Annotated in this window: 16 protein-coding genes; 2 read left to right on the forward strand and 14 right to left on the reverse strand. The window is 28.9% G+C overall.

All coding sequences use genetic code 11. The annotated features are described in order from the left end of the window. Positions 1 to 51: 51 nt before the first annotated feature. The 12 genes from WY13_RS07385 to WY13_RS07440 form a co-directional block, all read right to left on the reverse strand. The gene (locus WY13_RS07385; RefSeq protein ID WP_063555045.1) at positions 52 to 1,998 is read right to left on the reverse strand and encodes a M56 family metallopeptidase; all 1,947 of its coding nucleotides are present in this window, start codon (positions 1,996 to 1,998) and stop codon (positions 52 to 54) included. Between the two features lie 12 nt (positions 1,999 to 2,010). Further along, positions 2,011 to 2,385, reverse strand: coding sequence for a BlaI/MecI/CopY family transcriptional regulator (locus tag WY13_RS07390; RefSeq protein ID WP_082848427.1), 375 nt, complete (start codon positions 2,383 to 2,385; stop codon positions 2,011 to 2,013). A gap of 79 nt (positions 2,386 to 2,464) precedes the next feature. Further along, positions 2,465 to 4,246 (reverse strand): tetratricopeptide repeat-containing glycosyltransferase family 2 protein, encoded by a 1,782-nt coding sequence (locus WY13_RS07395; protein ID WP_063555046.1) that lies wholly within the window; start codon positions 4,244 to 4,246, stop codon positions 2,465 to 2,467. Between the two features lie 315 nt (positions 4,247 to 4,561). Then, entirely contained in the window at positions 4,562 to 5,344 is a 783-nt protein-coding gene (locus WY13_RS07400; RefSeq protein WP_242866371.1) for a DNRLRE domain-containing protein, read from the reverse strand. 82 nt (positions 5,345 to 5,426) lie between these two features. Beyond that, positions 5,427 to 5,714, reverse strand: coding sequence for a hypothetical protein (locus WY13_RS07405; RefSeq protein WP_063555048.1), 288 nt, complete (start codon positions 5,712 to 5,714; stop codon positions 5,427 to 5,429). Between the two features lie 138 nt (positions 5,715 to 5,852). Then, a complete protein-coding gene (gene wecB / locus WY13_RS07410) occupies positions 5,853 to 6,980 on the reverse strand; it encodes a non-hydrolyzing UDP-N-acetylglucosamine 2-epimerase (protein ID WP_063555049.1) in 1,128 nt (375 codons plus the stop codon). A gap of 3 nt (positions 6,981 to 6,983) precedes the next feature. After that, positions 6,984 to 8,093, reverse strand: coding sequence for an NAD-dependent epimerase/dehydratase family protein (locus WY13_RS07415; RefSeq protein WP_063555050.1), 1,110 nt, complete (start codon positions 8,091 to 8,093; stop codon positions 6,984 to 6,986). Between the two features lie 62 nt (positions 8,094 to 8,155). Next, positions 8,156 to 9,169 (reverse strand): polysaccharide biosynthesis protein, encoded by a 1,014-nt coding sequence (locus tag WY13_RS07420; protein ID WP_063555051.1) that lies wholly within the window; start codon positions 9,167 to 9,169, stop codon positions 8,156 to 8,158. Positions 9,170 to 9,190: 21 nt separating this feature from the next. Further along, complete coding sequence (locus WY13_RS07425; protein ID WP_063555052.1) at positions 9,191 to 12,244, reverse strand: glycosyltransferase; 3,054 nt, start codon at positions 12,242 to 12,244, stop codon at positions 9,191 to 9,193. Between the two features lie 267 nt (positions 12,245 to 12,511). Next, a complete protein-coding gene (locus tag WY13_RS07430) occupies positions 12,512 to 14,371 on the reverse strand; it encodes an ABC transporter ATP-binding protein (RefSeq protein WP_063555053.1) in 1,860 nt (619 codons plus the stop codon). Then, positions 14,368 to 16,593: an ABC transporter ATP-binding protein gene (locus tag WY13_RS07435; protein WP_063555054.1), complete on the reverse strand. Its 2,226-nt coding sequence runs from the start codon at positions 16,591 to 16,593 to the stop codon at positions 14,368 to 14,370. Before WY13_RS07435 ends, WY13_RS07430 begins: the two co-directional genes overlap by 4 nt. 44 nt (positions 16,594 to 16,637) lie before the next feature. Beyond that, the gene (locus WY13_RS07440; RefSeq protein ID WP_063555055.1) at positions 16,638 to 17,072 is read right to left on the reverse strand and encodes a MarR family winged helix-turn-helix transcriptional regulator; all 435 of its coding nucleotides are present in this window, start codon (positions 17,070 to 17,072) and stop codon (positions 16,638 to 16,640) included. A gap of 420 nt (positions 17,073 to 17,492) precedes the next feature. Here WY13_RS07440 and WY13_RS07445 point away from each other — a divergent pair, with 420 nt between their 5' ends. Beyond that, entirely contained in the window at positions 17,493 to 18,221 is a 729-nt protein-coding gene (locus WY13_RS07445; RefSeq protein ID WP_063555056.1) for a LysE family translocator, read from the forward strand. A gap of 97 nt (positions 18,222 to 18,318) precedes the next feature. On the opposite strand, the gene WY13_RS07450 is transcribed toward WY13_RS07445, so the two are convergent. Together WY13_RS07450 and WY13_RS07455 are read right to left on the reverse strand one after the other, a co-directional pair. After that, positions 18,319 to 18,783: a chemotaxis protein CheX gene (locus WY13_RS07450; protein WP_013238540.1), complete on the reverse strand. Its 465-nt coding sequence runs from the start codon at positions 18,781 to 18,783 to the stop codon at positions 18,319 to 18,321. Beyond that, a complete protein-coding gene (locus WY13_RS07455; protein WP_063555057.1) occupies positions 18,765 to 19,640 on the reverse strand; it encodes a response regulator in 876 nt (291 codons plus the stop codon). The genes WY13_RS07450 and WY13_RS07455 overlap by 19 nt, the downstream gene beginning before the upstream one ends. A gap of 420 nt (positions 19,641 to 20,060) precedes the next feature. On the opposite strand from WY13_RS07455, the gene WY13_RS22065 reads away from it, so the two are divergent. Further along, positions 20,061 to 20,192 carry a hypothetical protein gene (locus tag WY13_RS22065; RefSeq protein WP_278321775.1) on the forward strand — a complete coding sequence of 44 codons (132 nt, stop codon included), beginning with the start codon at positions 20,061 to 20,063 and terminating at the stop codon, positions 20,190 to 20,192. Positions 20,193 to 20,374 lie beyond the last annotated feature (182 nt).

The following is a 20,374-nucleotide window of genomic DNA, read 5'->3' on the forward strand; positions in this document are numbered from 1 at the left end:
CGAAAATGTACCCTCTTATTCCCGAGTATATATCAACTTTTCACTTAGTATCTATTTAGAAGCTTTTTCTTTAAGTTTGTTAAATTCTTCTTGGGACGGATAACCTGTATTTAATTTCAAACCTTCTTCTATGGATTTTATTGCTGATTCTTTATCTCCTGCTTTTATTTGTGAATCTCCTAGATAGTACCAGTAAAATCCTATTTTAGGCATTTCTTTTACTTTTTGTTCATAGTAAGGAACCACTGACTGCTTAAAGTAATTAGGATAGAGGTCTTCTGCTGATTTAAAAGTTTTTCCATTCCACTTTAATACATCAACCATATAGGCATCTCCCGTATCATGGTTCCATACAGCTATTGCCTTCATATTTTCTCCTGGGACATCTACTATGTCTAGTTTAGAATAATATATATCTTCATTTGATATTTTACCTAAGGCATTATTATTCCATTTATAAACGGAAAGTTGTCCTGTAGTTCCACCAATTCTTCTGCCCAAAAGTACTTCATTTTCTCCATCACCGTCTATATCTGCTGTCTGTACAAAGTCTATTTTAAAACCTTCTCCAGGCTCATCCAAAATCTTAGTCCAATTTTCCCCTACTTTTTTTAAAGCCATTACATTTATTTTTTCATTTTTCTCATTTAACTTATATGAAGTAATAATTTCATTCGTGCCATCCCCATCCAGATCCCTTAAAAAAACATTATCCTCTTCTTTGGTATTACCCCAAGTTACAATTTGTGCATTTTTAGGTAAAAAACTTTTTACTACATTTACATAATTTGTTTTACTTTGATCTGTTTCTAATGATCCACTTTTAGTTTCTTTTTTATTATTGGAAGTCGTAGTTTGTGAACTTCCAGTTGAAACTTCCTTAGCTATATTGGGATAATTTATTTTACTCTCTTTTGGTTTTAATACTTCATCATTAGTTTTTAATTCCATAGCTTGGGCAGGTATATTAGTTATACCAATCATGCACACAGCAGCTAAAATTGAAACAGGTACTCCTATCCATTTAAACGGATGTTTCTTAAAATTTTTTATCATAATTACCCTCCTCTTTATATTTGACCCTTTTTTAATTATTCCACTAGTTCCAGGAACCGACTTAATACCTGAAACAAATCGAGCAAGTTTTATAATAGTTTCACCGTATTTGTTCTGCTCTTCTTCCCCTAAATAGGACAACACATGAGCATCACAGGCTAATTCAGAATCTTCCCTCATCTTGCTAAAAGCAAACCATATTACAGGATTAAACCAATTAATTATTTCTAAAAGCAATGTTATCCAGTTTACAAAGATATCTTTTCTCTTAAAATGAGAAAGTTCATGCAAAAAAATACACTTTTTTTCCTCAAAAGAAAGTTTCTGCACTAAATCCGAATCAATTAAAATCTTAGGATTAACAACTCCAAAAAGTGAAGGAGTCTTTACATATTTATCATAAATAATAGGTATGGATCTAGAAATATTCATAATAGATTTAGATTTTTTTAAAATTGTAATTGTATCTATATCTTCACAATAAGACTGCTTTCTTACCTTTAAAAAGAATATTCCATTCATAGATAATATAATAGACAAAATTAGGATAACACCTAATGCCCATACTACACTTGCTGCGTTAAAATAGTAATTAAAATCCTTAACTTTTGTTTCTTTGAAGTCATTTCTTTTTTCCAAATCAGATTTCGAAATTTGACTATCACTCTTAATATTATTTTCTTCATAGTTAGTATTTGTAACTATATTTTGAGATGTCTGAATTTTCTGAGTGGCATTTGCAAATACATTAAACTTACTTAGCGGGGTATCAAATCCAGTAGGTATAATCAATCTAATGATAAGCAAAAACCATATAAAATATTGCCAAGAAGCATTAAGTTTATTTTTTAATAAATTTTTTAAAACAAGAATTATAATTGTAACTATACTACCTACAACTGACGATAACACAACCATTTTAAATATATAAGAAAGCTGCATAAAAATTGCCCCCTACTTCTTTTTTTCATCTAATATTTGTTTTAATTCTTCTATTTCCTTCTCGGATAATTTTTCATCTTTTATAAAATTGGAAACCAGCAAATTGATTGAGCCGTCATAGACCTTTTTAATAAAAGATTTTGTCTCCACTTTTTTACATTCTTTCTCGGATATATTAGGGGAATATAAATAAAGAGGTTCATCTTTTTTTACATTGATAGCATCTTTAGTTACCAGTCTGCTAATAAGAGTATGAATAGTTTTGGGATTCCACGAACTATGCTCCTTTAAAATCTCAATAATTTCGCTGGAAGTAAGGGGTGATTTTTTCCATAAGACTTTCATAACTTCCCATTCTGAATCCGATATTTTAGGTATTTTGTTCAACTTTTTCACCTCCTTTCGTACTACAAGTGTAGTCTTTAATATCATACTACATTTGTAGTCTCGATTTGTCAAGCAAATTTTATACTTTTAATATGTCAAGACCTTCATTATCATATATAGTAAATTCTTTTATAGACCTCAATACTTCTTTTCTAGCAAGATCAACAAAGCCATAATTATTATATAGCTTTCCAAGGTAAAGGAGTGCATATTTATTGTCTATTAAATTGAATAAATTTACAGTTATCTTTAATTCATCAAATTTCATATTTATAAGCAATATCTCACAAATTTCAAGAATTATAGCATATTCTATTTGGCTTTCATTTTCAGATATAATTTCTGTTGGTTCATTTTTAAATAATTTTACTAGTTCAGAATATACTTTAAATAATTTTTTATCATTATCTGATAAGGTATTTTTCTCAAAACTGCTCAATATAGATGAAGCATAATCAATTTTACTGCTTAATATACAGCTTAAAACCCTATACATGGAAAAATGCGTATAAAAAGACGACTCAACCTTTATAGAATCCATATTAATACATTCATCAAAAGCGCCAGTCCTTATAAGGCATTCCGCTTTTAGCATATTAATAGAATCTGTAAATATTTTTGCTTCTTCACATTTTTCGACATATTCCAATGATATTTTATAAAGTCCTTCTTTATAAAATATATCAGCAATAATAGGATAAGCTTTAATAGAATCATGGAAAAATTTTTCTATTGTATTTTTAAATTCAACAGAGTTAGTATTCTTTTCTTTTAATATATGGGCAATACAATATATTGGATCAATGAAATCCGGCTTCGATTTAAGAGATTTAATATAATAATCATATGCAGTATCATAATCTTTGAAGTTCATATAAATGTTACCTAATTCAAAATATGCTTTAAAACTTCCATTCCCATAAAAAAATTTTAATTGTGAAGGTGGCTCTCCAATTTCTACACATTTTTTCAAAGCTTTTATCTGAAGTGTAACTCTGCCTAAATTTTTGTAAACAAGAGCTTTAAAGAAATATACATCGGTAAATTTAGGGTAATATTTAACAGCAATATCAATAAAATTTAATGTTTTAGTATATTCTTGTATATTATAATTAGAAATGACTATTCTTAAAAGCAATAACGGACTAAATCCTGCATTAGGGTTAAAATTTTCATAAGCTTTATAATAATATTCAAGTGCTTTTTTTGGATCATCTAAGGCTGTATATTCATTGCCTAAATTGAAGTAATTAAATTTATTACCAGGATCTTTTTCGATCAGCTTATTTAAAATTGATATATTTCTTTTTCTCTTGTTTTTAGATATTATATTGTCATTCAAATATCCATAATGATATATTTTTACAGCATTATAAATTGCATTATATTCGTTATGTGGATATATTAACTGATTATGGATTTCTCCTTCATAATGAAATCCACGACCATTTTTAAACATTCGTGGATTCAAATTTATGGTAATACAATTATCATCAGGTTTATCCCCACAATAGTTCAATGTTTCAAAAAAATAAACTGCATTGTCATCTAATTTACTATTTAATAACAATTTAAAATTATCTCTATATTTAGGTTGTAATTCATCATCTGCATCCATTATTAATATCCAATCCTTGGTAGCATATTTTAATGAAACATTTCTGGCTTCACTAAAATTATTATTCCACTTAAAATAATAAACTTTAGCACCATAATTTTGTGCAATCTCCACCGTTTTATCTGTAGAACCTGTATCAACAATAATTATTTCATCAACAATATCTTTAATACTTTCAAGACATGCTGGCAAATATTTCTCTTCATTTTTTACAATCATACATAAACTTATTTCATTGTTCACATTTATTCCCCCTAGGTATAGAATATTGAAATAGTTAGATATTTTTATTTACATACTATATACACCGATATATAATATGTAAATTTTAATGAAGGTGTATAAATGAAAATTAATATATAAAATAATTTCAAAGGGAAAATAGTTAGATTTTATAAAAAGAATATACTCAGAAAAGTATATATGGAGCTAAATGAGAATGGATTATTATTTTTAAAAAATAAAACGACATTAATTGTCACACTTTTCATTTGTTAATTATAGCAATTAAATTAGCTAGCATACCTGGCTAATTTAATATGCCTATACACTTTAATTTTACATTTTTTTGTCTTCCTTATAAGAACCATACAAATGAACCTCTTCTGTATCACCCTTTCTTTCTTTTGGGATAATAACAACTTTGTAATTTTTATCTATATGAAGGGGTTTAATGCCTGATGAATTATCATATTCATCAGTAATATAATAATTTTCTATATCATTACTTTTATGTCTTTTCACTTGAACATCCACAACTGCTTCATATTTTGATTCAGGTGAAACAGTTCCCTTAACATTAACTTCTCTTATAGTAACTTTTTCACTGCAACAATTTTTACAGTATGTCTTGTATTTAAGCTTAATAAAAGGGTAATTGTAACTATCATCGTTTTTTGAAGAAGCAAATGATGAAAGAAGGCAATCAGATTTACTAGTCAACATTATTCCCGTACAAATCGATTTTGATTTGGCCCATAATAATACAAATTTTGTAATGTCTACTGCCACATAAACTTTTGAAGTAAACGGACAAAAAGTTTCTTTTATATCTTTTTTTATTTTTGGACGATTATCATAAGTTGTATAGCTGCTAAAATAGTCCTTTAATTGGTAAATGATTAGTTTTTTATTATTGCCTTCATAAAAATTATTTGTTTTAAATAATATAAGTTCTGCATTTAAAATTTTAGCATTGGAAGGAATATTAGAAATGTCAAAAGACAGATAACTAATATATTTAAATTTGTGATAATATCCTATCTTTATATAATCAGAATTTATATTTTCCTTTGGCAATTTATTGGTTACAGTAAGACTTTTATCGGCTGCAATTATCATACTTGGCAAATCTATTCCTCCTTTTTATTATTAAATGGAGCCAAAATAAAATGGCTCCAACAAATTTAAAATTTTAATAATACTATTCTACAACCCAGTCAATATTAGAAATTGTAACTGTATCTATAGTTCGAACTTTTGGTACAACGGTTATATTAGCTGTAGCTGTAAATGCTTTTGCTGTAAAAGTTGTATTATTAAAATACTGTACATTAGAATACAGTTGACTTCTTGCAGAACTAGGATTAGTGCTAGAAACTTTAATTGTAACATACGCATATAACTGAGATTGTGCAGGAACAGTTCCGCTTATAGCTACAGGACTAACACTACCAGATTGAGGTGTATCAAAACTTGCTGAAAGTGCCAATTTAAACATCTCCTATTAAGATTTTAGGGATTTGATTTCCCATTACATATACTATGCTTACAGTTATTTAATGTGTTATAAAAAACTAAATTATTCAGCAGCGTCTTGTACTCTAAATAATTTAGTTTCTATAAATATTTAACACCTTTTCCATACAACTCTATTTACATAATCAGTATAAGACAATATTATTCTAAGTACTTTATCAGATACATTAGGCATACTATAATCTAATACTCTTTTTAAAGTATCTTTGTTTTGAATTTCTAAAACTTCTAAACCTTGTAGTATTCTCTTCTTTTCAAGACCAACCATCATAACCGATGCTTCTTCCATTGCCTCTGGTCTCTCATGAGTTTGTCTTATGTTTAATGCTTTAAATCCAAGTATGGAAGATTCTTCACTTATAGTTCCACTATCACTTAATACCGTTTTTGCCTTTATCTGAAGTTTTACATAATCATTAAATCCAAGGGGTTTCATAAGTGATATCAGTGAATTAAATTTTATTTTTCTGGAAATTATAATTTTTTTTGTTCTTGGATGTGTACTAACTATAATTGGCAACTTATATTTATCTGCAATTGTATTTAGACTATCAACTAGATTTGAAAAGTTTATTTCAGAATTTACATTTTCTTCTCTGTGAGCTGACGCCACGAAATATTGTCCTTCTTCTAAATGTAGTCTTTGAAGTACATCTGACTCTTCTATATCTTCTTTTCTTGAATTAATTACCTCAAACATCGGACTTCCAGTTTTAATTATTCTATCTGCCGGTAAGCCTTCCCAAAGTAAATATTCTCTTGCAATACTGCTGTATGTCAAGTTTATATCTGATATATGGTCTACTATTTTTCTATTAGTTTCTTCAGGTACTCTTTGATCAAAGCACCTGTTTCCTGCCTCCATATGGAATATTGGTATATGTCTTTTTTTAGCTGCAATGGCTGCGAGGCAGCTGTTTGTATCTCCAAGTATCAAAAAAGCATCTGGTTTTACTTTTTCCATAATTGGATCTATTTTTATGAGAATATTCCCTATAGTTTCTACAGCTGTTCCTGCAGCTGCATTTAGAAAATAATCTGGCTTTCTTAACTTAAAATCTTTAAAAAATGCTTCATTTAATTCATAATCATAATTTTGGCCGGTATGCACTAATATGTGTTCTACTGCTTCAGATTCTTCTAACTTGTTTATAACAGCAGATAATCTTATTATTTCCGGTCTTGTTCCAACTACTGTCATTACCTTTAGTTTCTTCATTTATTAAACCTCCAAAAAGTAAGTGTCCGGCTTTTCAGGATTAAAAGCTTCATTTGCCCACATCACAGTTACCATATCAGTATCACCTATATTTGAAATCGAATGTGTATATCCCGTTGGTATATCTACTACTTGAAATTTTTCTCCACTTACTTTATATTTTATAATTTTATCGGAGCCTATTTTTCTAAAACAAATAAGTCCTTTTCCACTTACTACTAAAAATTTTTCACTTTTAGTATGATGCCAGTGGTTTCCTTTTGTAATACCTGGTTTTGCCACATTTATAGAGACCTGACCTCTGTCTAATGTCCTTATAAATTCTGTAAAAGAACCTCTATCATCACATTTCATGTTTAAATTATATGAAAATTCACCTTCGGGTAAAAAACTTAAATACGTACTATACAACTTCTTAGTCAATTCATCATCCATATTGGGAACACTTAAATTCTCTCTGGTTTTTTTTAAACTATTTATTGTATCTGCTAAATCTCCTAACTTAATCTTATATATTGTAGAAATATAATAGTATTTCACTTGTTTTGTATATTTTCCCTCTAATGCTCGTATAAATTCAGCTAAAACATCATCTATATAACATAATGTAAGTTCTGTATCAGGGTTATCTATCTGTATATCTAATCCTCTTGCTATATTATAACAATAGGTAGCTACTACTGTATTATAATTTGGCTTACTCCATTTTCCAAAAAGATTTGGTAACCTATATACTAAAATTTTTGTTCCTGTTTCATTACTATAATCAAACAACAATTTTTCTGCTTTTCTTTTACTTATTCCATAAGAGTTGTTTCTTTCAGCTTGAACAGAAGAAGTTATTAAAATTGGAACCTTATTATTATGCTTTTTTAAAAGTTTCAAAAGTTCCAGTGTAGAACCAAAGTTGCCTTCCATGAACTCACTTTCACTTTTAGGTCTGTTTACTCCCGCTAAGTGAAATACAAATTCACAATCTTTTGTATACTCATCAAGTAATAATTTATCTGTATCTTTAGCGAATTTATATATATACTTATATCCTCTGTTATTGAGCTCTGCAATAAGATTTTTACCTACAAATCCATTTGCTCCAGTTACAAGTATTTTCATGAATACGCCTACCTTTCTTTTAAGATAAATTTTTATTTAATAAAAGCAGCTTCGTTTACAGCTTATGACGCCTTGAGTTCTTGTTTTATATAATCAAGTTTTAATAGTTTTTCTTTAATCTGTTCTACAGTCAGAATTTTTGTGTTTTGAGAATTATACTCTTTCTCCGTAGAAAGTTTTTCATCACCCTCTATGAAATACTTGTCATAGTTTAAATCTCTCGTATCTGCTGGGACTCTAAAAAAACTGCCCATATCTTTTGCATGAAGATATTCTTCTTTAGTAAGCAATGTTTCATATAATTTTTCACCGTGACGTGTACCTATTACTTTAATTTCATTATCTGCATGAAATAATTCTTTAATTGCTTGTGCCAAATCTCCTATAGTTGAAGCTGGAGCTTTTTGAACTATTATATCTCCTTGCTTAGCATTTTTAAAAGCAAATATTACAAGTTCAACTGCCTCATCAAGGCTCATTAAAAATCTCGTCATTTTAGGATTAGTTACAGTCAATGGCTGTCCATTCTCGATTTGTTCAACAAATAGCGGGATAACCGAACCACGTGAAGCCATAACATTTCCATATCTTGTACCACAAATCACAGTTTTATCTGTTGATACAGTTTTTGATTTTGCTACAAATACTTTTTCCATCATAGCTTTTGATATTCCCATTGCATTTATAGGATATGCTGCTTTATCTGTTGAAAGACATATAACTTTTTTTACTTCATATTCTATAGCAGCCGTAAGTACATTATCTGTTCCCATAACATTAGTCTTTACAGCTTCAATCGGGAAAAATTCACAAGATGGAACTTGTTTTAATGCTGCCGCATGAAATATATAATCCACACTATGCATGGCATTTTTCACAGAAGCTAAATCCCTAACGTCACCTATATAAAATTTGATTTTATCATTTTTATAAAATTTTCTCATATCATTTTGTTTTTTCTCATCACGGGAAAAAATACGAATTTCATTAATATCAGTATTTAAAAATCTTTTTAATACTGCATTTCCAAAAGAACCAGTACCTCCTGTAATCAATAAACATTTATCTTTAAACATACACCCTATCCCCCCAACAACTTACTTCGTATAATTTTCATATTCATTTTTTAATTTATTAATTTGAGCTTTATATGTTTCCCCTTGATTTAAACCTTCATTAATATATTTCATGCCTTCTTTCAAAAATACCCCACAATATGCCCTAAGTTCTTCTTTTGTAACACTGACATTTAAATAACCTGGTATAGCTTTCCCGCTTAAATTATTATTAAATTGATCATAATAATATTTTGCAATCATATAATTTTTAAATTGCTCTCTATTTTGAACATTATTCCAATCAATTTGTGAGAAATAAATTTCTTCTGAAAAATTCTTAATTATATAATCAAAAACTGACACTAGAGTTTTTATCCTTTTTTCTAAATTATGAGATGCATTATTAGAATGAATCCTATAATTTATCAAATTTTTATCTACTCTACCATAATTCCAACCATACTTAATAAATTGCAGTGAATTGAGTGTGTCAGCTGAAAAATCATTTCCTTTATATACAATCCAGGTAATTCCATTCTTTTTAAAGAATTTTAATCTATACATACAATTCATTGGAATTATACCCGATGCATTAAAAAATATATATCTGATAGCATCTTGCCAATCAGGTAATCTATAATTCCATTCACCTTTTTTTATGTCATTTTCATCTACTGTATTAAAGTTACTATATACATAATCTTTGTCTGGATTTTTTTCTAAATAATGAACAAATATTTCTACAGCATTTTTTTCTGCAAAATCATCACAAGCTATCCATTGAAAATATTTTCCCTTTGCATTCTTGATAATCTCTTGTAACCCTTGGGAAGCTCCACCTGAATTTAGTTTATGGTAAATGCCTTTTACATTACTATAATTATTTTCATATTCTCGTATAATTTCTTTTGAACCATCAGTTGAACAATCATCAATTAATAAAATTTCTATATTTGAATAACTTTGATTCAAATATGAATCTACACACTTTTTTAAATACTTTTTACAATTGTATACGGTAATTCCTACTGTAACTAGTGGCTTTATTTCTAAATCATGTTTATCATTAAGATTAATTAATTTGCCTATATCATTTTTTAATAAATTTATTAAATTATACTTACTAATCCGAGTATCTTTATTTAATAATGTCTCTTTTTCAATTGACTGCAGCCTTACATTATTATAATTCCATACATCACTGATGCTAAAATTAAATAATTCTTGATTACTTTTCTTTTTTATTATTAAAACCTTTTGGGATAGTCCAAATTTGTTGTTGATTAGACATTGTTTGTCTAATAGAGATATCCATTCTGCTATATCTCTTTTAGAATCATCACATATTTCTGGATTACTAAATATACTCTGTATTAAATTAAATATATTTTGAGCTATATCTGATTTATCTTTAAGAATATTCCTATCAAAAGGATAGTTCATGAAAAATGTAGATGGCAGCATTCCTGCAGCTTCTAAATCATTTTCTTTTAAAATGTTTTCTACATATTTTATGTCTCTTATAACTAAATGTGGAGATTCACTTTTGGAATTTATCACTGTTATAGGATTAAAAGTTATAATATAACCTGTATCTTTTAATACATTTGATAAGTTTTTCACTACACATTTATATTTTTCTTCATCTGTCAAATGCAGCAATACATCCGCTGCGAGAATCAAATCATATTTATCCTTAGGATAAATCCCTTTTTCTGATATATCTCCCAGCATAAATTTATACTTTATATATTTTCTGCTTAATTCTTTTTGTGACTTTTCGCTAATATCTATTCCACAATAATTTTCAAAACCATTTTTATAAAAGTAATTTGTAAACATTCCAATTCCTGGGCCTAGTTCTAAAACATTTGCATATTTAATGGTTTTAATTAAATTTTTAATAATATACTCTAATATTTCAAATCTGGATTTATACAAAAACTCGTTGTAAATCTGTCCAAGGCCTATGTAGCCTACTCCCTCTATATCAAATTTACTGTTTAATCTATTATTCCAATATTGTTTATAATCAAACTTTTGCTGCTTTATTTTGTTACCAATTTTTATATTTTTAATTATTTGCCTTATTTTACTCATTTGTTTATTACATCCATAATTATCCGATATATAATTCCTATATTCACCTGAATCATATCTATCAGATTGAATCATATCTATAGCTTCATCTATTGTATTCCAAACATATTCCTTTGGATATACTGTTTTAGCCCCAACAAAATTATGTACTAAAGGCTTAATTCCCTTAGACATAGCTTGCATTACACTCACATTTTGAGATTCCAATATACTTGTACACAAAATATAATTTTTGTCTTCAAGCCATTTATCTAAATTATCTTGCCATCCTTCATATACAACGTTTTTTTCCATACCAAATTCTTTAATCATCTGGTGAAAATACAAAACATCCCTATCATCCTGAAATTGCCCTGCAATAAACAATTTGTATCTACAATCCTTATCATAGATGGCCTTAAAAGTATGCATCAACAACATTGGACCTTTTTTATAATTAATATATCCTACATAAGCAATATTAAATCCCGGTTTTCTTTCTTCAAAAGTCCATTTGCTAATATCAATTCCATTAGGAACTACTACTACTTTTTGATCGCTTATTTTAAATTTATTAACTACAAATTTTTTAATATACTCTCCCACAAATATAAGCACATCTATATTGTTCCATTGAACATTATTAGGATAACTAGTAAATGCCTCATAGCTATGCAACCTGCAAATTATCTTTTTTTCTTTAGATATGGGTAACCTGCTGCCATATATAACAAGTTCATCACACCATTCAAAAAAGCAAATATCAGCCCACTGCATCCATGTATCTATTTGATTGTAATCAGTAACTACAATTTTTCTATTTATATACTCATTGGATAATCCATTTATAATATCATCCAAAAAAACATCCATTCCCTGTTTTACAAAAAATACAAGTTTAAGTTTTAGACTACTAATTGGTTGTGTGTGTTCGCCATCTATCTTATTAGCTGCACTATTTATTTGTTCATTATCCTTTAATTCATTTTTTACTAAGTTAGCCTTACTATCCATTATTTAGCTATCCTCCTTTAGAGATTTTACATTTTATAAATTGTTACCAATTTATATTTCTAAATCTTCTAAGTGATAATTCTGACTTAATATACATCACACTAAATTATATTTTGATACTATAAAATTTATGTGAAATAATTTTTTATGGATTTGCATCAAATACATTTACCTTAAATAACTAAAAAAATAGCACATCAAAAATATTCTTTTTCAAGATATTCTTGACATGCTATCAATTAGTTATTATATTGTAATAAATTGCATTTATTCAGCAGCCAGAGAATCTTCAAACTGGCTATTATATAGGTTAAAGTAAAATCCTTTATTTTTCAAAAGTTCTTCATGACTTCCCTGTTCTACAATATCTCCATTATTCATTACAAGAATTAAATCTGCATCACGTATTGTAGACAACCTGTGTGCAATAATAAAACTAGTACAACCTTTCATAAGATTGTCCATTGCCTTTTTTATTCTAACTTCTGTACGGGTATCTACAGAACTGGTTGCCTCATCAAAAATAAGAATTCTAGGATCTGCAAGTATGGCCCTTGCAATTGTTAAAAGCTGCTTTTGTCCTTGAGATACATTAGAAGCTTCTTCATTTAAAATCATATTGTATCCACCTGGCAAGGCCCTCACAAAACTATCTACATGGGCTGCCTTTGCTGCAATTTTAACCTCTTCATCGGAAGCATCAAGTCTTCCATATCGTATATTTTCCATTATGCTTCCATTATAGAGCCATGTATCCTGGAGTACCATACCAAATATAGATCTCAAGTCATTTCGATTGAAATCTCTTATATCATGTCCATCTACTAAAATAGCTCCACTGCTTATATCATAAAATCGCATTAAAAGTTTTACCATAGTAGTTTTCCCAGCACCAGTTGGTCCCACAATTGCAACTTTTTCACCTGGTTTTACCTTAGCTGAAAAATTATTTATAACAACTTTGTCAGAATTATATCCAAAGTGAACATTTTTAAACTCTACACATCCTTCAATGTTTTCAAGCTTTACAGGATTGCAAGTTTCAGGAACTGCCTCTTCCTCCTCTAAAAATTCAAATACACGTTCTGCTGACGCAGCCGTCTGCTGAAGTATGTTTGATATATTTGCTATCTGAGTAATTGGCTGTGTAAAGGATCTTACATATTGTATAAAAGCTTGAATATCTCCTACCTCAATAGTCTTCTTTATAGCAAGCCATCCTCCAAGTACACATACACCTACATATCCAAGGTTACTTACAAAATTCATAATTGGCATTATCATGCCTGACAAAAACTGTGATTTCCATGCAGATTTATATAAGGTATTATTCAGCTTATCAAATTTTTGAATGCTATCTTCTTCGCCATTGAAAGCTCTCATAACTATATGTCCACCATACATTTCCTCTACATGCCCATTTACATGCCCCAGATAATCCTGCTGCTCTTTAAAATATTTCTGAGATTGCTTGATTATAAGCATCATGATTCCCATAGATAGTGGAATTATGCAAAGTGCTACTATGGTCATAGTAAAACTTATGCTAAGCATCATCACAAGTACCCCTATTACAGTAGTAATTGAAGTAATTATCTGGGTCAAGCTCTGGTTTAAAGTCTGGCTCACCGTATCTACATCATTGGTGACACGGGACAATACTTCCCCATGATTTGTTCCATCAAAATATTTAAGAGGTAATCTATTTATTTTCTCTGAAATTTCCTTTCGCATCTTGTAGCTTACTTTCATGGAAACCCCAGACATAATCCATCCTTGAATATAACTAAAAAGTGTACTTAATGCATATAATCCTGCAAGTATTATTAATATCCTAGCTATATAATCAAAATCTATTCCAGACCCTGAACCTGAAATTTTTCCCATAATCCCTTCGAAAAGCTTAGTTGTTGCCTTACCTAATATTTTAGGTCCCACTATAGAAAACACAGCACTTGCAGATGCAAATACAAATACTATGATGACAGCTAGTTTATACTCATTCATATACTCTATAAGCTTTTTCATAGTACTCTTAAAATTGTTAGCCTTTTCGCCACCCTGTATCATACCACCAGGTCCATGCTGATGTACTTTTTGTCTTTTTATTTTATATTTATCACTCATGCCAATTCCTCCTTTGAAAGTTGTGAAAAGGCAATTTCTCTATACGCTTCACAGCTTTTCATAAGTTCTTCGTGAGTACCTATTCCAACCACATTACCATCATCAAGAACTATTATTTGATCTGCATCTATAATTGTAGAAATACGCTGTGCCACAATGATAAATGTACTTGAAGTAGTCTCTTTTCTAAGGGCCTTTCTAAGGGCAGCATCTGTTTTAAAATCAAGAGCAGAAAAGCTGTCATCAAACACATAAATTTCAGGTTTCTTTACAAGAGCACGTGCAATAGAAAGTCTCTGTTTTTGACCTCCAGATACATTTGAACCTCCCTCAGAAATTTCACTTTCAATTCCTTTAATTTTTTCATTTATAAATTCTTCAGACTGAGAAACTTCTACAGCATGATTTATACCATCACAGCTTACATTTTTATCTCCATATTTAAGGTTGGATTCAATCGTTCCACTAAATAGATATCCCTTTTGTGGTACATATCCAATTTTATCCCGAAGTTCATGTTGAGTTACTTTCTTTACATTTACCCCATCTACAAGCACTTCACCAGCTGCTGCATCATAAAAACGCATAATCAGATTTAAAAGAGTTGTTTTTCCAGAGCCTGTAGATCCTATAAATGCAGTTGTTTTTCCAGGTAAAGCTTTAAAACTTATATTCTTTAAGGCGTCCTCACCTGCTCCAGGATACCTGAAAGACACATTCTTAAATTCAACATTTCCCTTCAAACTACCATCAAAATGTATTATATCTTTTGGATCTACAATTGAAATATCAGTTTCTAAAACTTCATCAATACGTCCTGCAGAAACAGATGCCCTTGGTATTAAAATAAACATCACAGCAAGCATTAAAAATGACATAATTATCTGCATTGCATACTGCATAAATGCCATCATATCTCCTACCTGCATACTGGAATTTGCAACCTGATGGGAACCAACCCATACTATGAGCAATGTAACTGCATTCATCACAAACATCATTATAGGCATCATGGACACCATCACACGATTTACAAACAAATTTGTCTTTGTCACATCTCTATTTGCCTTGTCAAAACGCTCTTCTTCAAATTTTTGTGTATTAAAAGCTCTTATTACCATCATTCCAGAAAGATTTTCACGTGTAACAAGATTTAGTTTATCTATAAGTTTTTGTATAATTTTAAATTTTGGAAAAGCTACTGCAAATACTACAAGTATCAATCCTAAAAGCACTATAACTGCAAGTGCAATAATCCATGACATTGATTTACTTTTTCCCATAGCTCTTATTACACCACCAATTCCCATAATTGGTGCATAAAATACCATCCTTATCATAACAACCATAAGCATTTGTATTTGTGTAATATCATTTGTACTTCTTGTTATAAGAGATGCAGTTGAAAACTTATCAAATTCCGCATTTGAAAAATTCTCAACTTTTTCAAATATATTTTTACGTAAGTTCCTGGCAAGTCCTGCTGCAGTTTTTGATGCCAAAAATCCAACTGCAACAGTACATATACCTCCAAGAAGTGCTATAAGCAGCATACGTACTCCAATGTTTATTATATATTTACTTTGAATCTTATCTGTATTCATTCCAAGTGCATTATACTCTGCCTTAACTTCTGGAGCAGTCATCTGAACAGTCATACTCTCACCAAAACTTGAAGTTTTCTTGTTTATATCTTCAATTACCTTCAAACGCTGGTTATCTGGCATCTTAGAAAGAATATCAAATAAATTTGCACTAGCAGGTAATTTCATTCCATTAAATGAAATTATTCCATTTCTTGCATTGGATTTAATTTTTTCAACACCTGAAACATCAATTATAGATTTCCCCATTATAGAATTCAATTTATCCATCTCATTTTTGTCAACATCTTTAAGAACAAAAATGGGTTCATTTTTAAGGTTTGGATATTTTTCTAAATATCTATAATAGTCTGCATTTGATTTATCAACAGGAACATAATTTTTAGAAATCTCTTTTAAATCACTTTTATTCATAAATACTTCTAACTTTTTCATTTGACTTTCTCTTATTGCTTGTGGTACGGAGCTTACAATACCCCCCTGCTGTATACCTTTATTTACAATATTAGATGTGTAATCCGGAAGGGCAAGGTCACACATTGCCTGTACAAACAAAAGAATTATAGCTGCAATAATTAGTCCTATAAAAGGTTTTAAATACTTTATTAATTTAATCATATTATTGTATATTCTCCTTACATAAATACTATAATTTTTTTAGATTACTCATTCTTACTAAATAGCTTTTTTAATATATTAAGTCCATTAAGTATACTGTCAATTTCTTCAGGAGAAGCTTTACTCATTATATCTTCAAATTCTTGTTCAACCTTTTTAAAATTTTCCTGAAATCCATTTTTAAATTTATCAGTTACATTTACATAAACTACTCTTCTATCATCATCACTTCTAGTCCTTTTTATTAATCCTTGCTTTTCTAATCTATCTACAATTCCAGACACAGTGCTATTGGATAGTCCCATTCTTTTACTTAAATCACTTATTTTCATTTCACCATATCTGCGTAACATCTCAATAAGCATTCCTTGAGGCGCAGTAAGATTAAAATTATTAAAACTATTTTTCATGTTCTTTTTTAAAGAACATAATATTATTTTCATTTCCCTCATTATTACAATACTTTTATTTTCATCCATGTACTCACCTCTTTTCTATTTTTAATTAAACTTTCCATAATATTTTGTATTCAAATCTTTCGTATGCGAACCTTTATGTGTAAAATATTTTACTACTAATGCTTTTTTTTATCAACATGTTTTTTATTACATTATTGTTAACAAAAAAATAAGGGCTAGTCCTGAAATATATCTTTAATTACTCTCATTTATGCTCCTAAGAGCATTCATGCATCAGCTCTATTTTCATTTATTATATTATTTAAATTTCATGTTAATTATTGTCGCATTTTGCGGTACAATAAATTTATACTATAAAATTTATAGAAATGGAACATATTATGTTGAATATGCATCTAGTTAAGGATAAAATAATAAGGTATGAATAAAATATTTTCATTAGACTAAATTTTAAATACAATATTGAAAGTGAGAAACTATATGTTACTAAGTTTATTTAAAGGAATACTTATAGGATTGATAACAGGTATGCCCTTAGGCCCCATTGGTGCAATGTGCCTTAGAAACACTATCACATTTGGACGTAAATGTGGTTTAATATCCGGCCTTGGTTCAGCACTTACAGACACTATTTATGCAACAATTGCAGCATTAGGTTTTATGTTAATAGAAAAATTTATTCTTATTCATAAATTGTACTTTCATATAATAGGAGGTCTTATATTAATTTGTTTCGGCGTCTATTCTTTTATTAAAAAAAGTCCGGGCAAAGATATAGATAAAACAGGAAATATAAAATCCTATTCACCTAGCGGTTCTATGTTTAAAGCTTTTATCTCAACATTTTTTATTGCGCTAGCAAATCCAGCAACAATTTTTTCTTTTATAGCTGTATTTACAGGGCTGCGCTTGGCACATATTGGACAAGAACCAGATCATAAATTACTTTTAATAATAGGAGTATTTATAGGAAGCATGTTATGGTGGATTCTATTGGTATTTACCATGAGTAAATTTAATAATAAGCTTAATGTAAAAAATGTAAAATTTATAGATAAAATCTTAAGCTCGATAATAATTTTTTCAGGAGTTATAATAATTTTAGGAGGTTTCAAATACTTTGGTCCAATGAAACCCAATTTTATATTACATTCCAAAATATTTAAAATATTTTTAAACATTAAATATAATATGTCAATACATCAATAAAAGTGGAGAATATACCTTATTCTCCACTTTTCATATATCTAAATAATAATTTTTCAAAATATATACATTAAATTCTTAATCTTAAACAAACAGTCCTTTACTTACATTTCTCTATTGCAACATTTACTCGAAATGAAAGGCCATCTATAATCATTTCCACACATATAGTCTTATCTGCATTTGATGAAGCCTTAAAATTTCCATACATCAATGTAGGGGTTGATATATCTATCCTAATACCTTCATTTGAAAATGATGTAGATGCATTGGCAGTAAGCATATTTGTAAGTTCTTCAATCGCACTTTGTGCCATTTCATCTAATTCTTTGACTGGAGCTCCCATCATCATCTTAGAAGCTATAGCTTTTGCATTTTCTATAGTAGTTTCATATATGATGTTACCTTTCAAATCGCCTACAATTCCAATGATAATTAAAACTCCCATACTTTCTATAGTCTTTCCCCTAAGACTAATCTTTCCTCTTTTTATATCATTTATTCCAAGTTCAGGCATGACATTTAAAAACGCATCAAAAAATGGATTTATATATTTGACATCCATTCTCCAGACCTCCTTTGAAATCCTACATTTACATAGATCTCACCAAATTCAGTATTAGCTACAGAAGATGTAGTTGTATCTAATTCCGCTTTAGATATATTTATGGAATTTCCATAAAATATACTTGGAGGTGCTACACGCAGTCCTAACAATTTATCTTTTCTATTGAGTACAGAGGATGCATTCCCTGCTACCATGTTACAAATTTCTCCCATAATGTTTAACATTTCCTCTGCATCTTTAGGCTTTCTCCTTAATGCAAATTCAGAAAGTTTCTCTGCAGTATCATAAGACATGTCTAGTAACATTCTTCCTGAATACTTACCTATAATGCCCATAACGATTGATATTCCCCTAGATACTAGCTCTACATCTGAGTTACTCTCTTCGCCAAACTTTGGTACTGTTTTCATTAATTTATTAAAAACATCCATAAAGGATTCTTTATAAACACTGTAATAAACTTCATCAAGGTCCTTAAATAATTCATCATCTGCCATTATTCTATTTATCAACAAAGTAAGTTCTTCAGGGTCAACAGGTTTTTGAATATATCCACAAGCATGATTTTTTTTAGCTTTTTTCACTATTTCATCATCCATCATTGAACTTACTATTATAACATTTATGTTTGGGTCTATAGAATGAATTGCTTTAGTACATTCAATACCATCTGTACCTGGTATAGTCATATCCATTGTTACAATATTTGGTCTCAATTTACCTACCACTTCAATGGTCTCCTCAAGGGAAGTAGCTTCACCAACAACATCAAATCCATTATCAGTAAGCATATCCCTGAGTAATGCAATTGAAAAAGGTGAATCATCCACAACTACTACTTTAATATCTTTCATAATTCCACCAACTTTCTTAATTTAAATGTTATTCCCTTATTTTCTACACTTTAGTAATCGACTTGCTTATAATTATATTAACATATTTTTTGTAGTGTTTCCAAAAAATTTTTCATACCTGTTCAATTTACTCATAGTAATTTATTGACATTTAATGTTATGTAAAATTTCATAAAAATTCATATAAATAAATTTTAAATAATACTTTTTTTGCAAATTCATTTATATTCTCCAATAAAAAAATAGAGTTTTTATTCCAAATCTCTTTAAAGTATAGTAGCTTGTACATTTAATATGAAAATTCATTAAATTCTGAATTTTAATTTTACAATATAAAAATCTTTTAATTTTAGTGATAATTTTAATTGACATTTTCTTTTTATGAGTATATAATAATAAAAACGAAAGGGGTTGGTAACTTTGAATAAACTAAACGATAAGGAATCAATATTAATAACTTCTGATGTTATTGAAGAATGTCTATCTGAATCTCTAGATATTATTGAAAAAGAAACTGCATCACATAATAAAAGTAAAAAGCAAGTGAAATAACTTTGTATACCCTATTCTATTTTTATTTTAAAAATAGAATAGACTATACAAGGTTTATCCTTACTACATATAATTACCAAATGAATATCTTTATATAATAAATTTTCAATTCAACTTTGACCTTTCTTTTCTCATTTTACTTTCCATGCAAATAATTAATATAAACTGTCATAATACCATCT

This window comes from Clostridium ljungdahlii (assembly GCF_001636845.1).
GTDB classification, from domain to species: domain Bacteria; phylum Bacillota; class Clostridia; order Clostridiales; family Clostridiaceae; genus Clostridium_B; species Clostridium_B ljungdahlii_A.